Consider the following 20,350-nt stretch of genomic DNA (forward strand, 5'->3'; position numbering starts at 1 on the left):
TTTTACCGCCGGCGTCAGCCGCAGCAAAAACCCGCTGGCATTCCTGCGCGCAATCCGTACCATACAGGCCTCGCGTCGGGCGCGTGGCAGCAGGATGATGAATAATGATCAAAAGCGGCCGGTTGAATGGTAAACTCGCGGCTACAACGCCATGCCCCTAGTGCCCCCCATTGAGAATGAGCACGATTTAAATGTCAGAAAAGCAATCCGTTAGCCAAAAAGAGCAGTACAACCTCAACAAATTGCAAAAGCGCCTGCGCCGCAACGTGGGCGAAGCGATCGCCGATTTCAATATGATTGAAGAAGGCGACCGCATCATGGTCTGTCTGTCCGGCGGTAAAGACAGCTACACCATGCTGGAGATCCTGCGCAATCTGCAGCAGAGCGCGCCGGTCAACTTCTCCCTGGTGGCGGTGAACCTCGATCAGAAGCAGCCCGGCTTCCCGGAGCATATTCTGCCCGCCTACCTGGAAAGCCTGGGGGTGGAGTACAAGATCGTCGAAGAGAACACCTACAGCATCGTTAAAGACAAGATCCCGGAAGGCAAAACCACCTGTTCACTGTGCTCGCGCCTGCGCCGCGGCATTTTGTACCGCACCGCCACCGAACTGGGTGCCACCAAGATCGCGCTGGGCCACCACCGCGACGACATTCTGCAGACGCTGTTCCTCAACATGTTCTACGGCGGCAAGATGAAAGGCATGCCGCCCAAGCTGATGAGCGACGACGGCAAGCACGTGGTGATCCGCCCGCTGGCCTACTGCCGCGAGAAAGACATCGAACGCTTCTCGATCGCCAAGGAATTCCCAATCATCCCATGCAACCTGTGCGGCTCGCAGCCTAACCTGCAGCGCCAGGTGATCGGCGATATGCTGCGCGACTGGGACAAGCGTTACCCTGGCCGGTTGGAAACCATGTTCAGCGCCATGCAAAACGTGGTGCCTTCGCACCTGAGCGACATCAATCTGTTCGATTTCAAAGGCATTCACCACGGTAGCGCCGTGGTGGACGGCGGCGATTTGGCCTTCGATCGCGAAGACATCCCGATGCAGCCCGTCGGTTGGCAGCCGGAAGATTCGGACGACGCGGTGCCTGCGCCAGAGCGTTTGAACGTGCTGGAAATCAAATAAGCCCCTCTCGCCGCTTGCCCTCTGCAAGCGGCGACATTCCCCTCTCTCGACGATCTCGATCCTGTTCACAGTTTGCGCAAAATTTACTGGGCGGTGCCGTTTTTACCCTATACTGTTTATTTATACAGTCATATGGAGATCGCGCAATGAATATCACCCCCTGCCTGTCCCACGTCTCGCTGGGCTCCAACGATTTCGAGGCCGCCGCCGCCTTTTACGATCGCACGCTGGCCGCCTTGGGTTGCCGACGCGTGCTGGAGCATCCCGGCGCCATCGGTTACGGCCGCGACTATCCGGAGTTTTGGCTGCAGGTGCCGATCGACGGCCGGCCGGCCTCGCCCGGCAACGGCACGCACGTCGGTTTTTTCGCCACCAGCAAGCAACAGGTGGATGAATTCCATCGCCAGGCGCTGCTGGCCGGCGCCGCCGATGAAGGCGCACCCGGTTCGCGGCCGCACTACGGCGAGGCTTACTACGGCTGCTTTGTCCGTGATTTGGATGGGCACAAGATTGAAGCCAGCTTCTGGGATGAAAGCGCGGCCTGAAGAAAAGAGGAAAGCCGAATAAAAAAATGCCGGTGATTAAACCGGCATTGTACGAATCAAATGTGCTATGCAGTAATTCAAAAATAAGAAAGTAAGACAATTATGGAGCGCAACGCCCATCGCTTGACGTTGCATTCACCTGCGAGAGAGATCATGCCCCATTTCCCCCGGCTAAATGTTGATATTGCTCAATGTTAACCGGGTTTTCGTCGTTTTTGCCTACAGCCAGCGGCTGCGCTTCAGCCACCAGGCGACGCCAAGCACCAACCCGCCCAGCATCAGGCAAAACGCCGCAAAACCGAGAGGATTGCCGCCGCCCGGAATGCCGCCAAGGTTGACCCCGAACAGCCCGGTCAGGAAGGTGGTAGGCAGAAATACCATCGCCAACAATGACATGGTGTAAGTGCGGCGGTTCATCGCATCGGCCATCACCGTGGTGATTTCGTCGGACAAGATGGCGGTGCGCGCGATGCTGCCGTCCAGATCGTCCAATCCCCGCCCCAGGCGATCGGCGATGTCCTGCATGCGGCGGCGATCGTCGTCGCTCATCCACGGCAGACGGTCGCTGGCCAGCCGCGCGAAGACGTCGCGCTGCGGCGCCATGTAACGGCGCAGCACGATCAGCTGTTTACGGATCAGCGCCAGCTGGCCGCGCTCCGGCACCTGCTGCTCCAGCAAAGCGTCCTCCAGATCGATGATCTTGTCGTGCAGATCTTCGATAAATTCGCTGGTGTGATCGGTCAACGCATCGGAAATTTCCACCAGCCAGCTGCCGCTGTTGGTCGGCCCGGCGCCGCTTTGCAGATCGTTCACCACCTGATCGATGGAATACACCTTGCGGTGTCGGGTAGAGACAATCAGTTTATCGGTGATGTACACGCGAATGGTGACCAGCTGGTCCGGCCGGGAATTGGCGTTGAAGTTGATGCTGCGCAGGGTGATCATGGTGCCTTCGCCCTGGCGGCTGACGCGCGGCCGTGAGCTTTCGCCGGAGAGCGCTTCGCGCACCGAGTCCGGCAGCAGCGGCGTGGTGCTCAGCCATTCGGCGCTGGCCGGGTGCGCGTAATCAAGATGCAGCCAGCACGGCGCGTCGCAGGTGATCTTGTCATCCTGCCCGATCGGCGTGACGCCGCCCTTGCCGTCCAGCTGGTAGGCGTAAACCGCATCGGCGATCTGCAGCTCGCTCCCCTCAATCACATCCATTCATTTATCCCCTCAGTCTTGCTTATGTTGCTGAGTCTAGCGTTAACGCCTTGGAGATCAAAGGCCAAGCTGTAACGCCAGTTTTCACGTTGTCCTATAAGCGTGGTCTATACTTCTGCCGCAAGGAACGCAAGACAGCCCGAGAGGAGACTCGCATGTTACAAATCAGCGCCGCAGATATTTTGAAAATCGTCTTACCGACCGTCATTACGCTGTTTATCGCCGTCGTCAAAACCCCTTTTCGCATTCGGCGGGAAAACCGCGATAAGCTACTGAACCTGCTCGAATCCATCGAGAAGCGCCAGAGCGCCCCCATACGCCTGTTGCGATTTCGCGACTATCTCGGCAATAGCAGCGCCGGTCTTACTGCGCTGCAACTGCTGCTGGCATTGCCGGACAGCGTAGCGGCGCTGGAACGTTATCGCTTCACCGGTGGCCGCCAGCAAATCTTGCGCGCCACGTCCGCGGGCTTCGTTTTGCGGCCAAGCGCCAATAACGCTTTCAAGCGTTTCCTGCTTTCGTGCCGCTATTTTTTGCTGTATTTGCTGTTCGTCACGCTGCTGGTACTGTTCCCCGCGTTGACTCAATGGGGACTGCAGCAGTCAGGGGTATTGATTACGCCCCAGTCACTCAGCTATCTGCCTAATGCGCGCATCACCGACGGCTGGCAGCTGCTGTTCCCCGGCTTATTATTTATTATCATTATGTTCAGCCTGGCATACCTGACCTTCAGACAGCTGGCACGCGCGGGTAACCTCAGCTCGGAACGCGCCTTTTATCGCTACTACCAACGAGCGCGTGAGGAACAACGATGCCGGGAAGTCCTGAGACAAATGCGCACTGCGCTGCGCCGAGCCTGACGAGAATGCGCTGCCTGCGGTGCATCGCAATGGCCGCCCTGCTGCTGTTCGGCCAATCGGTTCGTGCAGAGCCGGTGTTGGAGCGCCTCGCCACGCCCTATCGCGCGCCGACGGCGGCCGGTTCCCTGCCTTATTTTGTCGCTCACGCCCGATCCCCCCAGCCGCGTAGCGCACTGGTGGTGATGCACGGCCATCCACGCGACGCCGCCAGGACGTTGCAAGCGGCGATCGACGCCGCGCAGGGAGCGGGAGACAGCAGCTTGCTGGTCGCCCCGCTGTTTCAGGTACCGGTAAAACTCGCCGCCCACTGCCATTCCGCCGGTCTGCCCCAGCCGCAAGACGGCGACGCCCTGTGGCGCTGCGGCTCCTGGATCGAGGGCGATTTGGATAATGGCGGGAAGACCGGCTCATTCAACGCCATGGATAACCTGCTGACCGATCTGAAACGGCGCTGGCCGTCGCTGCAGTCGATAACCGTGGCCGGTTTTTCCGCCGGCGCCCAGTTCGTGCAGCATTATGTCGGCTTTGCCCAGCCGCCACGCGGAGTGCGTCTGCGCTATGTGGTGGCCGATCCCGGCAGCTGGCTCTATTTTGATCGCCTGCGCCCTCTGCCCACCAGTTGGGGAAACTGCAGCAGTGAAGAAACCTGCCGTTTTCGCTGGCAAACGCTGGACGCCGGCCATTGTCCGCAGGCCAACCGATGGAAATACGGTCTGGAAGCGTTTCCCGCTCACCTGCAGCGCACCGCCGACGCGGCCCGCCGGCGTTACGCCGCCGCCGATATCACCTATCTGGCCGCCGCCGAGGATACCGGCGCCGCGCCGGGCGCTTACTATCGGATACTCGACAAATCCTGCGCCGCCCAGTTGCAGGGCCCCTATCGATTGCAGCGCGCCCTGGCCTACGCCGACTACGATCGGCATTACCTGGCGCCGGAGAAGCCGCATCGGTTAACGATCGTTCCCGGCTGCGGGCACAACGTCGCCTGCGTATTTTCCGCCCCGGCGGCCAGGCAGGCGCTTTTCCCCATTAATGCAGACTAATAATAACGGCAATGAAATAAACCTTTGCCGACAAATCAGGCAATATCGCTGATAAAGCGCTGGCAATGCCGTTATTATTATGACTTAACATATTGCTATCATTTTTAATTCAAAATGATAATAATAAATCAACACAAAGCTGTTTCAGCGCAAATTTTAGGGGCATATACTTTTCTCACTACGAGGAGGTAGTTATGTTACGCGACCATTTAAAAATAAACGCCAGCGATACGCTGGAAAAAATCAGCAATATCCATTTGCAAAACCAGGGCCAGGAAGAGATCAGTGAGTTTGTGGTGAAAAACGCCGCCGGCCTGCAGATTGGCAAGGTCTCCGTCCACGATCGTTTCAGCACCCGACGCTCGTACCCCACCAGTTACCGCATCACTCAAACCGACATGAACGGCCGGGTGGTGGTGGATGCCATGCGGGACTGTCTATAAGCGTAACCATTCTCTGAAATAGCGAAAATACTGTGATGATGGCAACCCTGTTTATTATTAAACGGGGTTTATCGCGTGAAATAATTAATTATCTTCTTAGTTTCATCGTCGAAAAAAATAAAGCCCCCGCATCAAGCGAGGGCGATAATTAAAGCGACTCAGTGTTTGATGATATACATCGTCTGGCTGTAGGCCACGTCTTCCGGATTGGTGATCGGGTAGCCTTTTACCCACGGCTTGATCAGGCGGCCGTTGGTGTACTGGTAAATCGGCGCGATCGGCGCCTGATCGGCAATGATCTGCTCCATCTTGTTGTAATCGGCGGTCACCGCCGCCGGATTGGTTTCCCGCCCCGCCTGCGCCAGCAGCTTGTCATAGTCCGCGTTCTTGAACTTGGCGATGTTGCCGCTGTGGGTCGAGGTCAGCAGCGACAGGAAGGTCGACGCTTCGTTATAGTCACCTACCCAGGAGGCGCGGATCACGTCGAAATTGCCGGTGTTGCGGCTGTCGATGTAGGTTTTCCATTCCTGGTTCTGCAGCTTGACGTCAATCCCCAGCTTCTTCTTCCACATCGAGGCCACGGCGATGGCGATCTTCTGGTGGCTTTCCGAGGTGTTATACAGCAGCGTCAGCTTCAGCGGGTTGTTCGGGCCGTAACCGGCCGCCTGCAGCAACGCCTTGGCCTGCGCGTCCAACTCCGCCTGCGATTGCTGTTGCAGCAAGCTCACTTCCGGTTTAAACCCGGCTGTCACGTCCGGCGTGAAGTGATAGGCCGGTTTTTCGCCGGTGCCCAGCACTTTTTCGGCAATAATCTTGCGATCGATGGCATAGGACAAGGCCTGGCGCACCCGCACGTCGTTGGTCGGCGCGCGCTGGGTGTTGAACGCGTAGTAATAGGTGCCGAGCTGATCCGGCGTATACACCTGCCCCGGAATGTCTTTCAGCAGCTTCTGATACATGTTTTTCGGGAAGGATTCGGTGATGTCGATATCACCCGCCAGGTAACGCTTGGTGGCGTTGGATTCCTGGTTGATCGGCACGAAGGTCACTTTGGTCAGCACGGTACGCGCATGATCCCAGTAATGGTCGTTAGGCGTCAGCACCAGCTTCTCGTTCACCACCCGCTCCTGCAGTTTGAACGCGCCGTTGCCCACCAGATTGCCGACCTTGGTCCAGTCGTTGCCGTATTTTTCCACCACTGCCTGATTCACCGGGAACAGGCTGAAGTTGGCCGTCAGGCTGACGAAATAAGGCACCGGTTTGTCCAGCTGCACTTTTAGCGTGTAGTCGTCCGGCGCCGACACGCCCAAGCGATCGGCCGGCAATTTGCCGCTGATGATCTGTTCGGCGTTCTGGATCCCCGCCAGCTGCGCGAACCAGGCGAACGGCGACAGGTTTTTCGGCTCTACCAGCCGCTGCCAGCTGTAGACGAAATCCTTCGCCGTGACAGGGTCGCCGTTTGACCACCGCGCGTCTTTACGCAGATGGAAAATGTAAGTCTGGTTGTCGCTGGTCTGCCAGCGCGTGGCCACGCCGGGGATCACTTTCCCGTTGGCGTCCTGATTGACCAGCCCTTCAAACAGATCGCGCGCCAGCTGGGCCTCCGGCAGGCCAACCGCTTTGATCGGATCGAGCGAGGCCGGTTCGTCTTTAATGTGGCGCACGATTTCCTGTTTGGCCGCCAGCGCGGTGCCCGGGGGAACCTGCGCCGCCATGGCGCTGCTCATACAGGCGCCGATCGCCGCCGCGCAAAGCGCCAAACGAAAACCTCGTTGCATTTTTCTTCCCGTCATTATGATGTTCCCCCGTTAACCATCTGAATTTTTTATCATATAGCACAAGATCCGTCCGGCCTAGCGCTCACGGCCGAGAAGTTGCAAAAAGTGCGATTCAGGCGATAAAAAACCCGTGCGGCGCGGGGCGGCACGGGCGGTGTTTGCAGCGGCGACCGTCAGTCGTACAGGTGGATGCTGTTGATGCGGTAGCTGAACTCTTCGCCTTCTTCTTCATCGAACACGGTGAAAAAGCCTTTCTCGGCCAGCGGACGGGCCGAAATATCGGTTTTTTGCAGCTGGCGCGCGTCGGCGTCGTCGTAGCCGTAATCGAGGTAGAAGGCATCTTTCTGGTAATCGATATGCAGGGTGAACGGATAGTTCGATTCATCCCCGCGCCCGTCGTCGTTTTTCACCACGCCGAACCACTCCCCCTGGCGGATCTGGTTTTCAGCGTCCACGCCGCACAGCAGCGTGATGGTGTCATTTTCATTTTCGCTATAGCTGGCGATGATTCTGGCTACTGGCATGTTAAATCCTCTTGCGGGTGATTGGCTTAGCACTGCCGTTAGTATAACAACAGCGTCAGGCCAGGTGCGGTTTAATTGGCGTTTTCGCCGCCGCCGCGTCACAGATCGCGCAAACGCCGCACAATTGCGATGGGAAAGATGTCTCAAAGCGTAATACACTGAATAAAATGACAATGACTCTCGACCTTTAATCCAGGGACAACACCATGACCGAACATCGACCACGCAGTGAACGTGGCCAGTTGGCCATCGCAGGAGAGAACTACGGCAGCTCGCTGCTGGGCGCGCCGCTGCTCTATTTCCCGGCGGCGAGCAGCGGCCCGCAGACCGGGCTGATCATCGCCGGCACCCACGGCGATGAGAGCGCCGCCATCGTGACCCTGTCCTGCGCGCTGCGCAGCATCGCCCCCGAGCGGCTGCGGCACCACGTGGTGCTGGCGGTCAACCCCGACGGCTGCCAACTTGGGCTGCGCGCCAATGCCAACGGCGTCGATCTGAACCGCAACTTCCCGGCCGCCAACTGGCGTTCCGGCGACACCGTCTACCGCTGGAACAGCGCGGCGCCGGTGCGCGACGTCAAGCTCTCCACCGGCGGGCGCCCCGGTTCCGAACCGGAAACCCAGGCGCTGTGTCACCTGATCCATCGCCTGAAGCCCCACTGGGTGGTATCGTTCCATGAGCCGCTGGCATGCATCGAAGATCCCGCTAGCTCGCGGCTCGGCGTTTGGCTGGCGCACAAGTTCGAACTGCCGCTGGTGACCAGCGTCGGTTATGAAACACCCGGTTCGTTCGGCAGCTGGTGCGCGGATCTGTCGCTGCCGTGCATCACCGCCGAATTCCCGCCGATCTCCGCCGATGCCGCCAGCGAGCGCTACATCGACGCGATGACCGAGCTGCTGACCTACCCGAATTAATCCTTACGGGGCGATATCGACGATCGCCCCGCATTCGAACGCCAGGCCTGGCTCGACGTCACGCGCCAGCCAGGTCGGGCCGTCCAGATCGACGAAGCGCGCCGCCGGCGCCAGCGGCAAGGCGGCGGATATCGCCCGCGACGTGCACAACATGCAGCCGAGCATGATGTCGAACCCTTGTTCGCGCGCGGCCTGCGCCAGCGCCAACGCCTCGGTCAAGCCGCCGGTTTTGTCCAGTTTGATATTGATCATCTGATAGCGCTGCGCCAGCCGCGGCAGATCGGCGCGGGTGTGGCAGCTTTCATCGGCGCAGATCGGCAGCGGATGAATAAAGTGCTCCAGCGCGGCGTCGTCACCGGCCGGCAGCGGCTGTTCCAGCATCGCCACGCCGAGATCGGCCAGCAGCTGGCAGCGCGCCGCCAGCCCTTCCGCCTGCCAGGACTCATTGGCGTCGACGATCAGCGTCGCCTGCGGCACCGCAGCGCGGATCGCCACCAGTCGTTCGCTGATATAGTGATCGTCGAGTTTGATCTTCAGCAGCGTGGCACCCTGCCGCTCCAGTTCGCGCGCGGCGAAGGCCATCGCTTCCGGCGTGCCGATGCTGACGGTCTGCGCCATACGGATATGCGCCGGAGCCGCCACGCCGCTGCGCTGCCACAGGCTCTGCCCGTGCAGGCGGCACTCCAGATCCCACAGTGCCGAATCCAGCGCGTTGCGGGCGGCGCCCGCCGGCATCTGCGCCAGCAGCTGCTCGCGGGTTATGCCTTGTGCGATCGCCGGCGCCATCTCTGCCAGCTGCGCCATCACCGATTCCTCGCTCTCGCCGTAACGCGGGTACGGCGTGCATTCACCGGTGCCGCGCACGCCCTGCTGTTCGATTTCGACCACCACCACCCGGGCTTCGGTGCGGCTGCCGCGCGCAATCACGAAGGCGGTATGCAGCGGCCAGGCTTCCGGGTAAAAACGCATGTCTCTCATAACGGCTCCTGAGCGAAAACTGCGCATTCAGCCAGGCTGATGCGCCGGTGATGTTTTATAGAACAGCCTAATATATACAACTATTTAGCAAACTTTGATATCCAATCCGCCCCGGTTGTCATAAACTGGCGCCAGGGTGTGAACCTGATGTTAAATACCGTTGCCGGTGCGCCGTTTCATCAGGTTCATACCCTTTGTATAAACACCTGTAAAAGGAATCTAGCAATGACTCAGACAGTACATTTTCAAGGCAATCCGGTCAGCGTAGCGGGCAAACTGCCACAGCAGGGCGAACAGGCCAAGGCCTTCTCACTGGTTGCCAAAGACCTGTCAGACGTAGCGCTGAGCAGCTTCGCGGGTAAACGCAAAGTCCTGAACATCTTCCCAAGCATCGATACCGGCGTCTGCGCGACGTCGGTGCGTAAATTCAACCAGCTGGCCAGCGGCCTGGATAACACCGTGGTGCTGTGCATCTCCGCCGATCTGCCGTTCGCGCAGTCTCGCTTCTGCGGCGCGGAAGGCCTGAGCAACGTGGTCACCCTGTCCACCCTGCGCGGCGCCGATTTCAAGCAGGCGTACGGCGTCGAAATCGCCGAAGGCCCGTTGGCGGGCCTGACCGCGCGTGCAGTCGTGGTGCTGGATGGCCAGGACAACGTGCTGTACAGCGAGCTGGTGAACGAAATCACCACCGAGCCGGACTACGACGCGGCGCTGGCTGCGCTGAAATAATAAAGCCGGCGAACGCCGGCTTTGGATACCCATTAAAGGCGCCGCAAGGCGCCTTTCTTATTCTTCGCCCTCGGCGCCGCCTTTGCGGCTGCTCAGGCCATACTCGCGCAGCTTGTTGGCGATGGCGGTGTGGGAAACGCCCAGGCGCTTCGCCAGCTTGCGGGTGCTGGGATAGGTGCGATACAGACGCGTCAGCACCGAGCGCTCGAAACGCTTGCTGATGTCGTCCAGCGAGCCGTCCAGCACCTCGTCGCCCAGCGACATCTCCACCTCGAACTCCGGCAACACGATATCCTGCGGCCGCAGTTCGTAGCCTTCGGTTTGCGTCAGCGCGCGGTAGATGGCGTTTTTCAACTGGCGCACGTTGCCCGGCCAGCCGTACTTGCTGAGGAAGCCGCCCAAATCGCTCGCCAGTTTGGGCCGCGCCACGCCCTGCTCATCGGCGAAGCGCGCCACGAACAGCTCGGTCAGCGGCATGATGTCCTGCGGACGTTCGCGCAGCGGCGGGATGGTGATGGTCAGCACGTTGAGGCGATAATAGAGATCTTCGCGGAATTCGCCGCGCTGCACCAGCTCGGTGAGGTTTTTCTGGGTGGCGCAGATCACGCGCACGTCGACGTGCACCTCATGTTCTTCGCCGACCCGGCGGAAGGTGCCGTCGTTGAGGAAACGCAGCAGTTTGGTCTGCATACGCGGCGACATTTCGCCGATCTCATCCAGCAGCACCGAGCCGCCGTTGGCCTGCTCGAAGAAGCCCTTCTTGCCTTCCAGCGCGTTGGGATAAGCGCCCGGCGCATGGCCGAACAGCTCGCTCTCCACCACGTCATCCGGCAGTGCGGCGCAGTTCAGCGCCAGGAACGGCTGTTTGCCGCGCGGGCTGCGCAAATGGCAGGCGCGGGCCAGAATATCTTTGCCGGTACCGGTATCGCCGACGATCAGCAGCGGCGCATCGAGCATCGCCAGCTTGCGCGCCTGCTCCAGCACGTGACGCATCTTGGCGCTTACCGCCACGATGTGGTCGAATTCGGTATCGTCGTTCACCGACAGATTTTGCAGTTGGCGGCCCATGCGCGCGGTGGACTTCAGCATCACCACCGCGCCGACCGCGGCCGGCTGCTGCTGTTCGTCTTCCAGATAGATGGGCGTGATGTCCATCAGGAAGTCCTGGCTGCGGATCACCACCCGCTCGGAGTGCGGCGCCGTATGCTCGCTCTCCAGCCAGCGGCTGAAGTTATAGCCGCCGATCAGCGCCCCGGCGGTCTGGTTGCGGATCTTGTCTTCGTTCAGGCTGAACAGCGCCTGCGCCGCCGGGTTGGCCAGTTCGACCTTGCCCTTCATGTCGATCGAGAACACCGGTTCCGGCATCGATTCCAGCAGCGCGCGCAGCGCGCGGTGCTCGCGTTCGGAAGGCATAAAGCTGACGGTGCGCACGTCGGTCACGCCGGCGATGCGGCGGATCTCCGCCATCAGCGCGCGGAAAGTATCGAACTCCAGCTGGGAGAAATTGAGGTAAATGCGGCCGATGGGATCGATCTCGATGCCACGTAAGTCAATGCTGCGCGATACCAAAAGATCGAGTAATTCTCGAGTGAGACCGAGGCGGTCTTCGCAAAATACTTCCAAACGCATCAGTGTTGGCCTTATCTCTGCAGGTGCGGGGATCGTTGACGATGATGATACTCCCTCGCACCGGGCGGTAGAAGCGATCTGTCAGCAAAAGTTGACAGAACTCTGATTTATTGCCGTGGTTGCTGATTTTAAACGCAAGCGAATAACAGCATCGGCGTCATTTTAGACTACAAACAGAGAGTTATCACAACCAGAATTAATTTTGCAGAGATTTATCACGCACTCGCAGGGGGATCGACTGTCGTCAAGTCTCGATTACGTCCGGCGTCGGCGCCGTTGAGAAAGCGGCGCTCCTGAGAGCGCCGTGCGGGATTATTTGGCCTTGCCGTCGCTCTTTTTCAGCGTGTCTTTCAACTGGCCGATCAGCTGGCTGCGGAAATCGCCAAGCTTCGGCTTTTCCCCTTCCAGCCACGGCAGCGGGCGGCACAGTTCCATCGCCTTGATGCCCAGCCGCGCGGTCAGCAAGCCGGCGCCGATGCCCTGCGCCGCGCGCGCCGACAGCCGCGCTGCCAGATCCTGCGACATCCAGTCCATGCCCACTTCACGCACCAGTTCGGAAGCGCCGGCGAAGGCGATGTTCAACAGCACCAGCCGGAACAGACGAATGCGGCTGAAGTAGCCCAGCTCGATGCCGTACAGCGCGGCGATACGGTTGATCAAACGGATGTTGCGCCAGGCGATAAACGCCATATCCACCAGCGCCAACGGGCTGACGGCGATCATCAGCGTCGATTCGGCGGCGGAGCGGCTGATTTCGCGCCGCGCCTGATTGTCGAGCACCGGCTGCACCAGTTTGGCGTACAGCTCCACCACTTCACGATCGTTTTGCGTTTCATGCAGCGAGGCCTGCCAGCGCTGCAGCGCCGGATGCCCCTGATCCAGCCCGGCCTGACGCGCCAGCTTCTCGCAGAATTCGCGCCCCTGGCCCAGCCCGTGACTGTGCAACAGCTCGCGCGCCACGTCGCGCTCTTCCGCGCGCTGGCGCAGCCGATACAAACGCCGCCACTCGGTGACCACCGAACCGACGCCGGCGAACACGATCAGGCCGCCGGCCACGCCGCCGCCCATGGCGATCCAGTCCTGCTGCACCCAGGCGGTATGCACCCACTGCACGCCCTGTGCCACCACGCTGACGCCGAACAGCGCCAGGCCGGCGGTGACCATTTTGCGCCACAGGCTGCGTTTCGGTTTCAGCGCGGCGTTAATGATGCCTTCGGCGCGCCCTTCTTCCTCTTCCTGCTGCAGCTCCGGCGCAGCCGGGAAAAAGCTTTCCGCCTGTTCGGCATCGAACGCGAAGCCGGCGCGCAACGCCGGCTCCTGCGGCGGCTGCAGCGGCTCGTCGAAATCGATACGCGGTTTGATCGGCTCGCTCATCGCAATTTGTCTCCCAATAAAAATTCCATCACCGCATCCAGACGGATGTGCGGCAACGGACTGTCCACGCTCATGGCGCGTGGACGAAATTCATCGAAGTGGAACCCCTGGCTCTGCCAGAACGCCGGCCCCGGCAGGCGCGCGGGCACTTCGCCGGGGAACACCGTCAGCGGCGCGCCGTCACCGAGGCGGTTGCCCTTCAGCGCCGGAATGCGTTGCCCCTGATGATCGACGATGCCGCTCTCGGTCGCCTGCACCGAGGCCAGGCCGACGCAATCCATGCTGATGCCCTCGAACGCCGCATTCTGCCACGCCTCCTGCACCAGCTGTTGCAGCAACGACACCAGATTGGCGTGCTGATCGGCGGTGATATGATCCGCCTTGGTGGCGGCAAACATCAGTTTGTCGATGGTCGGCGAGAACAAGCGGCGAAACAGCGTGCGCTTGCCGTAATGGAAGCTCTGCATCAGTTGGGTCAGCGCCAGACGCATGTCGTTGAACGCCTGCGGGCCGCTGTTGAGCGGCTGTAGACAGTCGACCAGCACGATTTGCCGATCGAAACGGACGAAATGTTCTTTGTAGAAGTTTTTGACGATCGACTGGCAATAGTAGTTGAAGCGAGCGCGCAACATGCCGATGTTGGTGTGTTTGTCGGCCTGCGCCAGCTTAGATTCGCCGATCGCGGCCACGTCGGGCCACGGGAAAAACTGCAGCGCCGGCGCGCCGGCCATGTCGCCCGGCAGCACGAAACGCCCCGGCTGAATGAAGTGCAGCCCTTCGCTTTTGCAGCGCAGCAGATAATCGGTGTAGGCCTGGGCGATCGCCGCCAGGCGGTTTTCGTCGGCCGGGGCCAGCGGATCGCAGGCTTTGCACAACTCAAGCCAGGGCTTGGCCCATTCTGCGCGTTCGCCCTGCAGCAGCCCGGCCATCTGGCGCGACCAGGCCAGGTAGTCCTGCTCGAGCATCGGCAGATCCAGCAACCATTCTCCGGGATAATCGACGATCTCCAGGTACAGCGTGGAGGTGTCTTTAAAGTGGCGCAGCAGCGAGTCGTTGGAGCGGTAGCGCAGCGCCAAACGGATTTCGCTGACGCCGCGCGTCGGCGTCGGCCAGGCCGGCGGCGTGCCGTAAAGCTGCGCCAGCCCTTCGTCATAGGTGAAACGCTGGATGCCGAGATCGCGCTGCGGGATGCGTTTGACGCCCAGCAGGCGCTCTTCGCGCGCCGGTGAAAACAGCGGCATGCGCGCGCCGCTGTGCACATGCAGCAGTTGGTTGACGAAGGCGGTGATAAAGGCGGTTTTGCCGCTGCGGCTCAGGCCGGTCACCGCCAGGCGCAGATGGCGATCCATTCCGCGGTTGACCAGCGAGGTTAACTCATTTTGCAGTCGTTTCATTGCTCTCCTTGACGTAACGCCCGAATGCCTTGTTCAGGCCTTTACGGAACAGCGGTTCCAGCACCAGCGCCAGCACGAAGCGCACCGGTTTGCGGCCGACGGTCTTCAACAGCCAGCCGGCGGCGCCCGCCGGGCCATAGTTCAATAACGCTATGATGATGACTTTAGCCAATGTCTTCAACATTGCCGCCGCTCCTCGTTTAAATCCACCCGTTCTGGCGGTGTTCGCAACATCGATTTTATTCATGACAATGCCCTCCGGCACAAGACGATTAATTTTACATTCAACGGGATAACGGCGGCGAAGATGCCCGGCCTGCGCAGGCCGGGCATCGCAAGAAGGGTTACAGCTTGCGGAAACGGCTCTGTACGCCGAAGGTATCGGACGTTACGTAGCGCTCGACCTGACGCAGCTGCTGCTCGCCGCTGCCCAACTCATATTCCAGCTGATCGAGCAGCTGGCGCGGCGTCTTCTGATGCTCGCCTTCGAAACGGCTGGCCGGCGCTTCGTCCAACACGAACACCAGCGCGATATAGGCCACCAGCGTGAAGAAAAACAGCCCGAAGAACAGCGAGAGCACCACCATCACGCGGATCAGGCGCACCGGCACGTCGAAATAGTGGGCCAACCCGGCGCAGACGCCTTTCACCATGCCTTCTTCGGGAACGCGATAAAGCTTTTTACTGCCCAGCGTCATGCTCATCAGGACTGTCTCCAGTTCGGGTGTTCCGCATCAAGGATCTCTTCCAGCGCCTGAATGCGTTCACGCATGCGTTTGGCGTCTTCCGCCAGCTGCGCCAGGCGCTGCATTTCTTGCTGACTCAGCTGGATGCCGGTCTGTTGCCGATTGCTGTAATGCAGCCAAAGCCAAATCGGCGCGACAAACAGCACGAAAATTGTCAGCGGAATGGCAAGTAATAAAGCACTCATTGTTATTCCTTCTTATCGGGTCCTGGATAGGCGGCCACCTCCGACGTGTGGCCGCGGTTCGCCTTACTCTGAGCGGTTCATCTTGGCTTTCAGCGCCGCCAGCTGCTCACTGATGGCGTCGTCGGCTTTCAGCTCGGCAAACTCTTGGTCCAGCGACTTCTTTTTACCGATGCTGATGCTTTCCGCTTCGGCTTCCATATGGTCGATGCGGCGCTCGAACTGTTCGAAACGCGCCATCGCTTCATCCAGCTTGCCGCTGTCGAGCTGGCGGCGCACTTCACGGGAGGAAGACGCGGCCTGATGACGCAGCGCCAGCGCCTGCTGCCGCGCGCGGGTTTCGGTCAGCTTGTTTTCCAGCTCGCCGATTTCGCTCTTCATGCGCGCCAGCGTTTCTTCTACGGTCGCCACTTCTTGCGTCAGCGTGGCGATCAGATCGGCCACCTTTTGTTTTTCGATCAGCGCCGCACGGGCCAAATCTTCTTTATCTTTGCGCAGCGCCAGTTCGGCTTTTTCCTGCCAGTCGCCTACCTGGCTTTCGCCCTGCTCAATGCGACGCAGCAGCTGCTTTTTCTCCGCCAGCGCACGCGCCGACGTAGAGCGAACTTCAACCAGCGTGTCTTCCATCTCTTGGATCATCAACCGCACCAGCTTCTGCGGATCTTCCGCCTTGTCCAGCAGGGTGTTGATGTTGGCGTTCACGATGTCGGCAAAACGAGAAAAAATACCCATAATTCACTTCCTCTTGGTTCTGATGGCGTCTGAAGCGCCGCGTTAAGTCGTACAGCTTGCCTGAAGATATAATCAAAACCCGTGCCAACTTTTATATCATTGATAAATAATGGATATTATTTTTTGACTCTCTGCGTGCTTGCTGTAGAGTGATTATTTTCACCAAACATTGGCGAATTTCATCATGAACGAGCAGCCAGAGAATTTGTTGGGCGAGGCAAACGCCTTTGTCGACGTATTGGAGCAAGTCTCCCAGGTGGCAAAGCTGAACAAACCGGTGCTGGTGATCGGCGAGCGCGGTACCGGCAAGGAGCTGATCGCCCACCGCCTGCACTACCTTTCCAACCGCTGGCAAGGGCCGTTCATCTCGCTCAACTGCGCGGCGCTGAATGAAAACCTGCTGGATTCCGAACTGTTCGGCCACGAGGCCGGCGCCTTTACCGGCGCCCAAAAGCGCCATCTGGGGCGCTTCGAGCGCGCCGACGGCGGCACGCTGTTTCTCGATGAGCTGGCGACCGCGCCGATGCTGGTGCAGGAGAAGCTGCTGCGGGTGATCGAATACGGCCAACTGGAGCGCGTGGGCGGCAGCCAGCCGCTGCGGGTGGATGTGCGCCTGGTGTGCGCCACCAACGACGATCTGCCGGCGCTGGCGGCGGCGGGCAAATTCCGCGCCGATCTGCTGGATCGGCTGGCGTTCGACGTGGTGCAGCTGCCGCCGCTGCGCCAACGGCGGCCCGATATCATGCTGCTGGCCGAGCATTTCGCCATTCAAATGTGCCGCGAACTGGCGCTGCCGCTGTTTCCCGGCTTTACCGAACGCGCCAGGCAAACGTTGCTCGAATATGGCTGGCCGGGCAACGTGCGTGAACTGAAAAACGTGGTCGAACGTTCAGTCTATCGTCACGGCGACAGCGACAGCCCGCTTGACGAAATCATCATCAACCCGTTTGCGCCGCGTGAGGCGGCGCCGGTCGCGCCCGCTCCTGAAGGCGTCGGCGCGTTACCGGCGCTGCCGCTGGATTTGAAAAACTGGCAGTTGGAGCAGGAGAAGGTATTGATCGAAGCTGCGCTGCAGCAGGGGCGTTTCAATCAGCGCAAGGCTGCGCAGCTGCTGGGGCTCACCTATCATCAGCTGCGCGGCATGCTGAAAAAACATGCGCTGCTGCAAAACGGCGAAGCGGACGAGGAATAACAGGCAAAAAAAAAGCCAGCACCCGAGCTGGCTTAAAAAACACTGGAAGCAATGTGAGCAATGTCGTGCCTTCCACATCAGAGCCGCAAACTGTGGCCTTCCGTGAACTGCCAGGCGATGATAATAGTTATCAGTATCGTCTGTAAAGCACTTTGTTGAGAATTTTTCTCATTTCCACACGAAGATTGCGCAATTACCACTCAGGGAACGGGTCAGCCATGTCCAGCCAGTAGTCCACGCCGGCGGCCATTTCATCGTCGCTCAGCAGGCATTCGTCCAGCAAACGCACGATCGCCGCCTGCTGCAGATGCTGGCCGATAAACACCAGCTCCTGGCGCATGTCGCCGAACGGCTCCACCCATTTTTCCTGAATGTGCGCCCGCGCTTCGGGATCCTGCGGCCAATTATCTTGCGGGATGGCGCGCCAAAAGGTGCCCGCGAGGCCGTAGTGGGCGATGCCGCCGGCCTGGCTCCACTGCCCGGCCTGCCGCGGCCGCGTCGCCAGCCAGAAAAAGCCTTTCGAGCGCAGCAGCTTGCCGCCGCCCCAGTCGCCGTTGATCACGCGGTAAAACTTGTCAGGCGCAAACGGCCGCCGCGCCTGATAGACGAAGCTGCTGATGCCGTAGTTTTCCGTTTCCGGCACGTGTTCGCCGCGCAGCTCTTTCAGCCAGCCGGGCGCCTGCTGCGCCTTTTCAAAGCTGAAGCTGCCGGTATTAAGCACCGCCTCCAGCGGCAGCTTACCCGGCGCGATCGGCACAATGCGGGCATCGGGGTTCAGGCTGGCCAACAGCGCCATCACTTCGCCCTGCTGGGCTGGCGTCAACAGATCGGTCTTGCTGACCAGCATCACGTCGCAAAATTCAATTTGCTCAATCAACAGATCCGCCACGCTGCGCAGATCGTCCTCGCCCAGGCTTTGGCCGGCCTCCTGCAGGCTTTGCGCCCGTTGGTACTGCTGAATGAAATTCACCCCGTCGACCACCGTCACCAGAGTATCCAGCCGGGCGAACTGCGACAGGCTTTCCCCTTGTTCATCCTCGAAGGTAAAGGTTTCCGCCACCGGCAGCGGCTCGGAGATGCCGCTCGATTCGATCAACAGATAATCGAAGCGCCCGTCCTGCGCCAGCTCGCGCACCGATACCAGCAGGTCTTCGCGCAGCGTGCAGCAAATGCAGCCGTTGCTCATCTCTACCAGCTTCTCTTCCTGGCGATCGAGATGCACCGCATTTTCCACCAGCGCGGCGTCGATGTTCACTTCGCTCATGTCGTTGACGATCACCGCCACGCGCATGCCCTGCCGGTTGTTCAGGATGTGGTTCAGCACCGTAGTCTTGCCGGCGCCGAGAAAGCCGGAAAGCACGGTCACGGGAAGTTGTTTCATGGGAGCCTCATTAAAATTCATTGCGTAATGCCTGATAGCCGCGCACCAGCTCGACGTTGGTGGCGGCCACTTCTTCCGAAAACTGCAGCGCGCCGCGATCGACCTGGCGATAGCACGACAGGTCGCTGTCCGGCCCTACGCGCTCGGTCGAGGGGATATAGCGGTTTTCCGGCAGCGTCACGCCGTCCACCACCGCGTTGTAACGCACCACGCAGCCGGACTGGATGTGGCAGTTGAACAGCACGCTGTTGAAACCGATAAACACCCGATCGTCGATGCGACACGGGCCGTGGACAATGGCGCGGTGGGCGATCGAGCTGTAACGGCCAATGATGACCGCCGCCCCGCTCTTGGAGTGGATCACCACGCCGTCCTGAATATTGGAGTGCGAGCCGATGACGATCGGTTCCATGTCGCCAGCGGCGTTCAACTCGTCGGCGCGGATCACCGCATACGGGCCGACGTAGACGAAATCTTCGACTATCACCCGGCCGCAGATAATAGCGGTGGGATCGATGTAGGCCAGCGGCGAGACCTGCGGCAGGTGGCCGCTGGGATTTTTACGCAGCATGATTTTCTCCCCGCCAGCTCAGCTCCGCCACCGCATTGTGGGCATGCAGGCTCTCCTGATGCTCGACGCGCAGCGAGAAGGCGCGGTAGTCACACTGGCTGCGCAGCATGCGATACAGACGGCGCGCCGCATCTTCGCAAAACATCAGGTTCTGACCGTTGGCCAGCGCGAAGGCTTGCTCGTCGCGGCGTTTCACCAGCGTTTGTACCGGCGTGCCCAGCGCGTGTTCGATGCGGTCGATCAATTTCACCGGTTCGAACGCCCGTTCATTCTCGGGCGTCACGGTGACCCAGGCCCAGCTGCGCTGGCTGTGAGGGGTGGCCGGCATTCCCTGCTCCAACAGCCACTCGCTCACCTGCCGTTGGCTGATCCGCTCCGCCGCCTGTTCAAAATCAAACTGAAACTGTTGCTGCGCCAGCTGGCGGCTGAGCGCCGCCGAACTCGGACAGGTGGAGGAGTAAGGCACGCCGACGGTCAGCGCCAGCGTCAGCCTGTTCGTCAGGGTGGCCTCGATGCGCAGCGGGTAAGCCTTCCAGCCGCGCTGCGGCGACAGCAACGCCGGGCGCGACAGCAGCAGCTCGCCGCTGAGCGTCAGGCTGGCGCGATCGCTGTGTTCCGGCTGCGAATCCAGAAAGGCCTGCAGCGTTCGGCAGAGGCGCTGCGGCGTCAGCTCGCCCTGCGTCAATTCGTCCAGCGCCAGATACAGCCGCGACATGTGAATGCCGCGTTCGCCCGCCGCTTCGGCGCGCAGGTTGATGCCGGCGTCGACCTTGGCCATCAGTGGCTTGCCGGCCAGCTCCAGCGGCAGCGCGATCCCTTGCATCCCGACCCAATCGAGCCCGACATCACTCATTTCGCCGCGCCATGCCTGAGCGTCCGGCAGCGAACGGCGTGGTGGAAGTGCAACTTCGTTCATACATCCCCTTGCGTTATTGTGACTTTGCCGGGGAACGGTATCATGATTTTGTTATGTTATAACATATCAAATAAGATTTTTTTCAC

Annotated in this window: 22 protein-coding genes; 8 read left to right on the forward strand and 14 right to left on the reverse strand. The window is 60.2% G+C overall.

Translation table 11 applies throughout. From position 1 onward, the window contains the following. The first annotated feature begins 191 nt into the window (after nucleotides 1-191). Nucleotides 192-1,130, forward strand: coding sequence for a tRNA 2-thiocytidine(32) synthetase TtcA (gene ttcA, locus ABTW55_RS24525; protein WP_033634672.1), 939 nt, complete (start codon nucleotides 192-194; stop codon nucleotides 1,128-1,130). 146 nt (nucleotides 1,131-1,276) lie between these two features. Continuing rightward, nucleotides 1,277-1,675 (forward strand): VOC family protein, encoded by a 399-nt coding sequence (locus ABTW55_RS24530; protein ID WP_033634674.1) that lies wholly within the window; start codon nucleotides 1,277-1,279, stop codon nucleotides 1,673-1,675. A gap of 219 nt (nucleotides 1,676-1,894) precedes the next feature. On the opposite strand, the gene zntB is transcribed toward ABTW55_RS24530, so the two are convergent. Beyond that, a complete protein-coding gene (zntB, locus tag ABTW55_RS24535; protein ID WP_049234356.1) occupies nucleotides 1,895-2,878 on the reverse strand; it encodes a zinc transporter ZntB in 984 nt (327 codons plus the stop codon). 50 nt (nucleotides 2,879-2,928) lie between these two features. On the opposite strand from zntB, the gene ABTW55_RS24540 reads away from it, so the two are divergent. From ABTW55_RS24540 to ABTW55_RS24550, 3 genes are all read left to right on the forward strand, one after another. Continuing rightward, nucleotides 2,929-3,738, forward strand: coding sequence for a hypothetical protein (locus ABTW55_RS24540; RefSeq protein WP_230200056.1), 810 nt, complete (start codon nucleotides 2,929-2,931; stop codon nucleotides 3,736-3,738). A gap of 5 nt (nucleotides 3,739-3,743) precedes the next feature. After that, nucleotides 3,744-4,781: a hypothetical protein gene (locus tag ABTW55_RS24545; RefSeq protein WP_049234354.1), complete on the forward strand. Its 1,038-nt coding sequence runs from the start codon at nucleotides 3,744-3,746 to the stop codon at nucleotides 4,779-4,781. A gap of 194 nt (nucleotides 4,782-4,975) precedes the next feature. Beyond that, complete coding sequence (locus ABTW55_RS24550; protein ID WP_033648443.1) at nucleotides 4,976-5,224, forward strand: hypothetical protein; 249 nt, start codon at nucleotides 4,976-4,978, stop codon at nucleotides 5,222-5,224. A 158-nt stretch (nucleotides 5,225-5,382) separates the two neighbouring features. Here the strand turns inward: ABTW55_RS24550 and ABTW55_RS24555 are convergent, their stop codons facing one another. Continuing rightward, nucleotides 5,383-7,017: an ABC transporter substrate-binding protein gene (locus tag ABTW55_RS24555; protein WP_060421237.1), complete on the reverse strand. Its 1,635-nt coding sequence runs from the start codon at nucleotides 7,015-7,017 to the stop codon at nucleotides 5,383-5,385. Nucleotides 7,018-7,175: 158 nt separating this feature from the next. Further along, on the reverse strand, nucleotides 7,176-7,526 hold the full coding sequence (locus ABTW55_RS24560; RefSeq protein WP_015378006.1) for a hypothetical protein: 351 nt from the start codon (nucleotides 7,524-7,526) through the stop codon (nucleotides 7,176-7,178). A 206-nt stretch (nucleotides 7,527-7,732) separates the two neighbouring features. On the opposite strand from ABTW55_RS24560, the gene mpaA reads away from it, so the two are divergent. Further along, the gene (gene mpaA, locus ABTW55_RS24565) at nucleotides 7,733-8,440 is read left to right on the forward strand and encodes a murein tripeptide amidase MpaA (RefSeq protein ID WP_033648445.1); all 708 of its coding nucleotides are present in this window, start codon (nucleotides 7,733-7,735) and stop codon (nucleotides 8,438-8,440) included. Nucleotides 8,441-8,443: 3 nt separating this feature from the next. On the opposite strand, the gene ycjG is transcribed toward mpaA, so the two are convergent. Continuing rightward, entirely contained in the window at nucleotides 8,444-9,418 is a 975-nt protein-coding gene (ycjG, locus tag ABTW55_RS24570) for an L-Ala-D/L-Glu epimerase (RefSeq protein WP_049234352.1), read from the reverse strand. 225 nt (nucleotides 9,419-9,643) lie between these two features. Here ycjG and tpx point away from each other — a divergent pair, with 225 nt between their 5' ends. Beyond that, nucleotides 9,644-10,147, forward strand: a complete 504-nt coding sequence (gene tpx / locus ABTW55_RS24575) for a thiol peroxidase (RefSeq protein WP_049234351.1) — start codon at nucleotides 9,644-9,646, stop codon at nucleotides 10,145-10,147. A gap of 57 nt (nucleotides 10,148-10,204) precedes the next feature. On the opposite strand, the gene tyrR is transcribed toward tpx, so the two are convergent. The 7 genes from tyrR to pspA all read right to left on the reverse strand — a co-directional run bounded on the left by tyrR (nucleotide 10,205) and on the right by pspA (nucleotide 16,204). Continuing rightward, nucleotides 10,205-11,776, reverse strand: coding sequence for a transcriptional regulator TyrR (tyrR, locus tag ABTW55_RS24580; RefSeq protein WP_033648446.1), 1,572 nt, complete (start codon nucleotides 11,774-11,776; stop codon nucleotides 10,205-10,207). A 312-nt stretch (nucleotides 11,777-12,088) separates the two neighbouring features. Further along, entirely contained in the window at nucleotides 12,089-13,150 is a 1,062-nt protein-coding gene (locus ABTW55_RS24585; protein WP_060421240.1) for a YcjF family protein, read from the reverse strand. Continuing rightward, nucleotides 13,147-14,544, reverse strand: a complete 1,398-nt coding sequence (locus tag ABTW55_RS24590; protein ID WP_033653054.1) for a YcjX family protein — start codon at nucleotides 14,542-14,544, stop codon at nucleotides 13,147-13,149. Before ABTW55_RS24590 ends, ABTW55_RS24585 begins: the two co-directional genes overlap by 4 nt. Beyond that, entirely contained in the window at nucleotides 14,525-14,791 is a 267-nt protein-coding gene (gene pspD / locus ABTW55_RS24595) for a phage shock protein PspD (protein ID WP_031299672.1), read from the reverse strand. Before pspD ends, ABTW55_RS24590 begins: the two co-directional genes overlap by 20 nt. 97 nt (nucleotides 14,792-14,888) lie before the next feature. Then, nucleotides 14,889-15,248, reverse strand: a complete 360-nt coding sequence (gene pspC / locus ABTW55_RS24600) for an envelope stress response membrane protein PspC (RefSeq protein ID WP_033643233.1) — start codon at nucleotides 15,246-15,248, stop codon at nucleotides 14,889-14,891. Next, nucleotides 15,248-15,475, reverse strand: coding sequence for an envelope stress response membrane protein PspB (pspB, locus tag ABTW55_RS24605; RefSeq protein ID WP_004930553.1), 228 nt, complete (start codon nucleotides 15,473-15,475; stop codon nucleotides 15,248-15,250). Before pspB ends, pspC begins: the two co-directional genes overlap by 1 nt. Before the next feature lie 63 nt (nucleotides 15,476-15,538). After that, nucleotides 15,539-16,204: a phage shock protein PspA gene (gene pspA, locus ABTW55_RS24610; RefSeq protein ID WP_033634686.1), complete on the reverse strand. Its 666-nt coding sequence runs from the start codon at nucleotides 16,202-16,204 to the stop codon at nucleotides 15,539-15,541. A 184-nt stretch (nucleotides 16,205-16,388) separates the two neighbouring features. Here pspA and pspF point away from each other — a divergent pair, with 184 nt between their 5' ends. Continuing rightward, nucleotides 16,389-17,396: a phage shock protein operon transcriptional activator gene (gene pspF, locus ABTW55_RS24615; RefSeq protein ID WP_049196666.1), complete on the forward strand. Its 1,008-nt coding sequence runs from the start codon at nucleotides 16,389-16,391 to the stop codon at nucleotides 17,394-17,396. A gap of 193 nt (nucleotides 17,397-17,589) precedes the next feature. On the opposite strand, the gene zigA is transcribed toward pspF, so the two are convergent. From zigA to folE2, 3 genes are read right to left on the reverse strand one after another with little or no spacing between them, the layout of a single operon-like run. Next, entirely contained in the window at nucleotides 17,590-18,777 is a 1,188-nt protein-coding gene (gene zigA / locus ABTW55_RS24620) for a zinc metallochaperone GTPase ZigA (RefSeq protein WP_060421243.1), read from the reverse strand. Nucleotides 18,778-18,787: 10 nt separating this feature from the next. Next, nucleotides 18,788-19,348 (reverse strand): carbonate dehydratase, encoded by a 561-nt coding sequence (locus ABTW55_RS24625; RefSeq protein WP_048321636.1) that lies wholly within the window; start codon nucleotides 19,346-19,348, stop codon nucleotides 18,788-18,790. Then, nucleotides 19,338-20,264: a GTP cyclohydrolase FolE2 gene (gene folE2, locus ABTW55_RS24630; protein ID WP_041035291.1), complete on the reverse strand. Its 927-nt coding sequence runs from the start codon at nucleotides 20,262-20,264 to the stop codon at nucleotides 19,338-19,340. Before folE2 ends, ABTW55_RS24625 begins: the two co-directional genes overlap by 11 nt. Nucleotides 20,265-20,350 lie beyond the last annotated feature (86 nt).

This window comes from Serratia sp. SM04, assembly GCF_040280225.1.
GTDB classification, from domain to species: domain Bacteria; phylum Pseudomonadota; class Gammaproteobacteria; order Enterobacterales; family Enterobacteriaceae; genus Serratia; species Serratia sarumanii.

What these genes read in the sequence shown, in the direction of transcription:
- pspD (WP_031299672.1), bottom strand. Translation starts at nt 14,791, where the DNA reads ATGAATAAAATCGATGTTGCGAACACCGCCAGAACGGGTGGATTTAAA.
- ABTW55_RS24555 (WP_060421237.1), bottom strand. Translation starts at nt 7,017, where the DNA reads ATGACGGGAAGAAAAATGCAACGAGGTTTTCGTTTGGCGCTTTGCGCG.
- tyrR (WP_033648446.1), bottom strand. Translation starts at nt 11,776, where the DNA reads ATGCGTTTGGAAGTATTTTGCGAAGACCGCCTCGGTCTCACTCGAGAA.
- ABTW55_RS24590 (WP_033653054.1), bottom strand. Translation starts at nt 14,544, where the DNA reads ATGAAACGACTGCAAAATGAGTTAACCTCGCTGGTCAACCGCGGAATG.
- ttcA (WP_033634672.1), top strand. Translation starts at nt 192, where the DNA reads ATGTCAGAAAAGCAATCCGTTAGCCAAAAAGAGCAGTACAACCTCAAC.
- pspF (WP_049196666.1), top strand. Translation starts at nt 16,389, where the DNA reads ATGAACGAGCAGCCAGAGAATTTGTTGGGCGAGGCAAACGCCTTTGTC.
- ABTW55_RS24550 (WP_033648443.1), top strand. Translation starts at nt 4,976, where the DNA reads ATGTTACGCGACCATTTAAAAATAAACGCCAGCGATACGCTGGAAAAA.
- pspB (WP_004930553.1), bottom strand. Translation starts at nt 15,475, where the DNA reads ATGAGTGCTTTATTACTTGCCATTCCGCTGACAATTTTCGTGCTGTTT.
- ABTW55_RS24545 (WP_049234354.1), top strand. Translation starts at nt 3,744, where the DNA reads ATGCGCTGCCTGCGGTGCATCGCAATGGCCGCCCTGCTGCTGTTCGGC.
- ycjG (WP_049234352.1), bottom strand. Translation starts at nt 9,418, where the DNA reads ATGAGAGACATGCGTTTTTACCCGGAAGCCTGGCCGCTGCATACCGCC.
- pspA (WP_033634686.1), bottom strand. Translation starts at nt 16,204, where the DNA reads ATGGGTATTTTTTCTCGTTTTGCCGACATCGTGAACGCCAACATCAAC.
- ABTW55_RS24585 (WP_060421240.1), bottom strand. Translation starts at nt 13,150, where the DNA reads ATGAGCGAGCCGATCAAACCGCGTATCGATTTCGACGAGCCGCTGCAG.
- pspC (WP_033643233.1), bottom strand. Translation starts at nt 15,248, where the DNA reads ATGAGCATGACGCTGGGCAGTAAAAAGCTTTATCGCGTTCCCGAAGAA.
- ABTW55_RS24530 (WP_033634674.1), top strand. Translation starts at nt 1,277, where the DNA reads ATGAATATCACCCCCTGCCTGTCCCACGTCTCGCTGGGCTCCAACGAT.
- ABTW55_RS24625 (WP_048321636.1), bottom strand. Translation starts at nt 19,348, where the DNA reads ATGCTGCGTAAAAATCCCAGCGGCCACCTGCCGCAGGTCTCGCCGCTG.
- zntB (WP_049234356.1), bottom strand. Translation starts at nt 2,878, where the DNA reads ATGGATGTGATTGAGGGGAGCGAGCTGCAGATCGCCGATGCGGTTTAC.
- tpx (WP_049234351.1), top strand. Translation starts at nt 9,644, where the DNA reads ATGACTCAGACAGTACATTTTCAAGGCAATCCGGTCAGCGTAGCGGGC.
- mpaA (WP_033648445.1), top strand. Translation starts at nt 7,733, where the DNA reads ATGACCGAACATCGACCACGCAGTGAACGTGGCCAGTTGGCCATCGCA.
- folE2 (WP_041035291.1), bottom strand. Translation starts at nt 20,264, where the DNA reads ATGAACGAAGTTGCACTTCCACCACGCCGTTCGCTGCCGGACGCTCAG.
- ABTW55_RS24560 (WP_015378006.1), bottom strand. Translation starts at nt 7,526, where the DNA reads ATGCCAGTAGCCAGAATCATCGCCAGCTATAGCGAAAATGAAAATGAC.
- zigA (WP_060421243.1), bottom strand. Translation starts at nt 18,777, where the DNA reads ATGAAACAACTTCCCGTGACCGTGCTTTCCGGCTTTCTCGGCGCCGGC.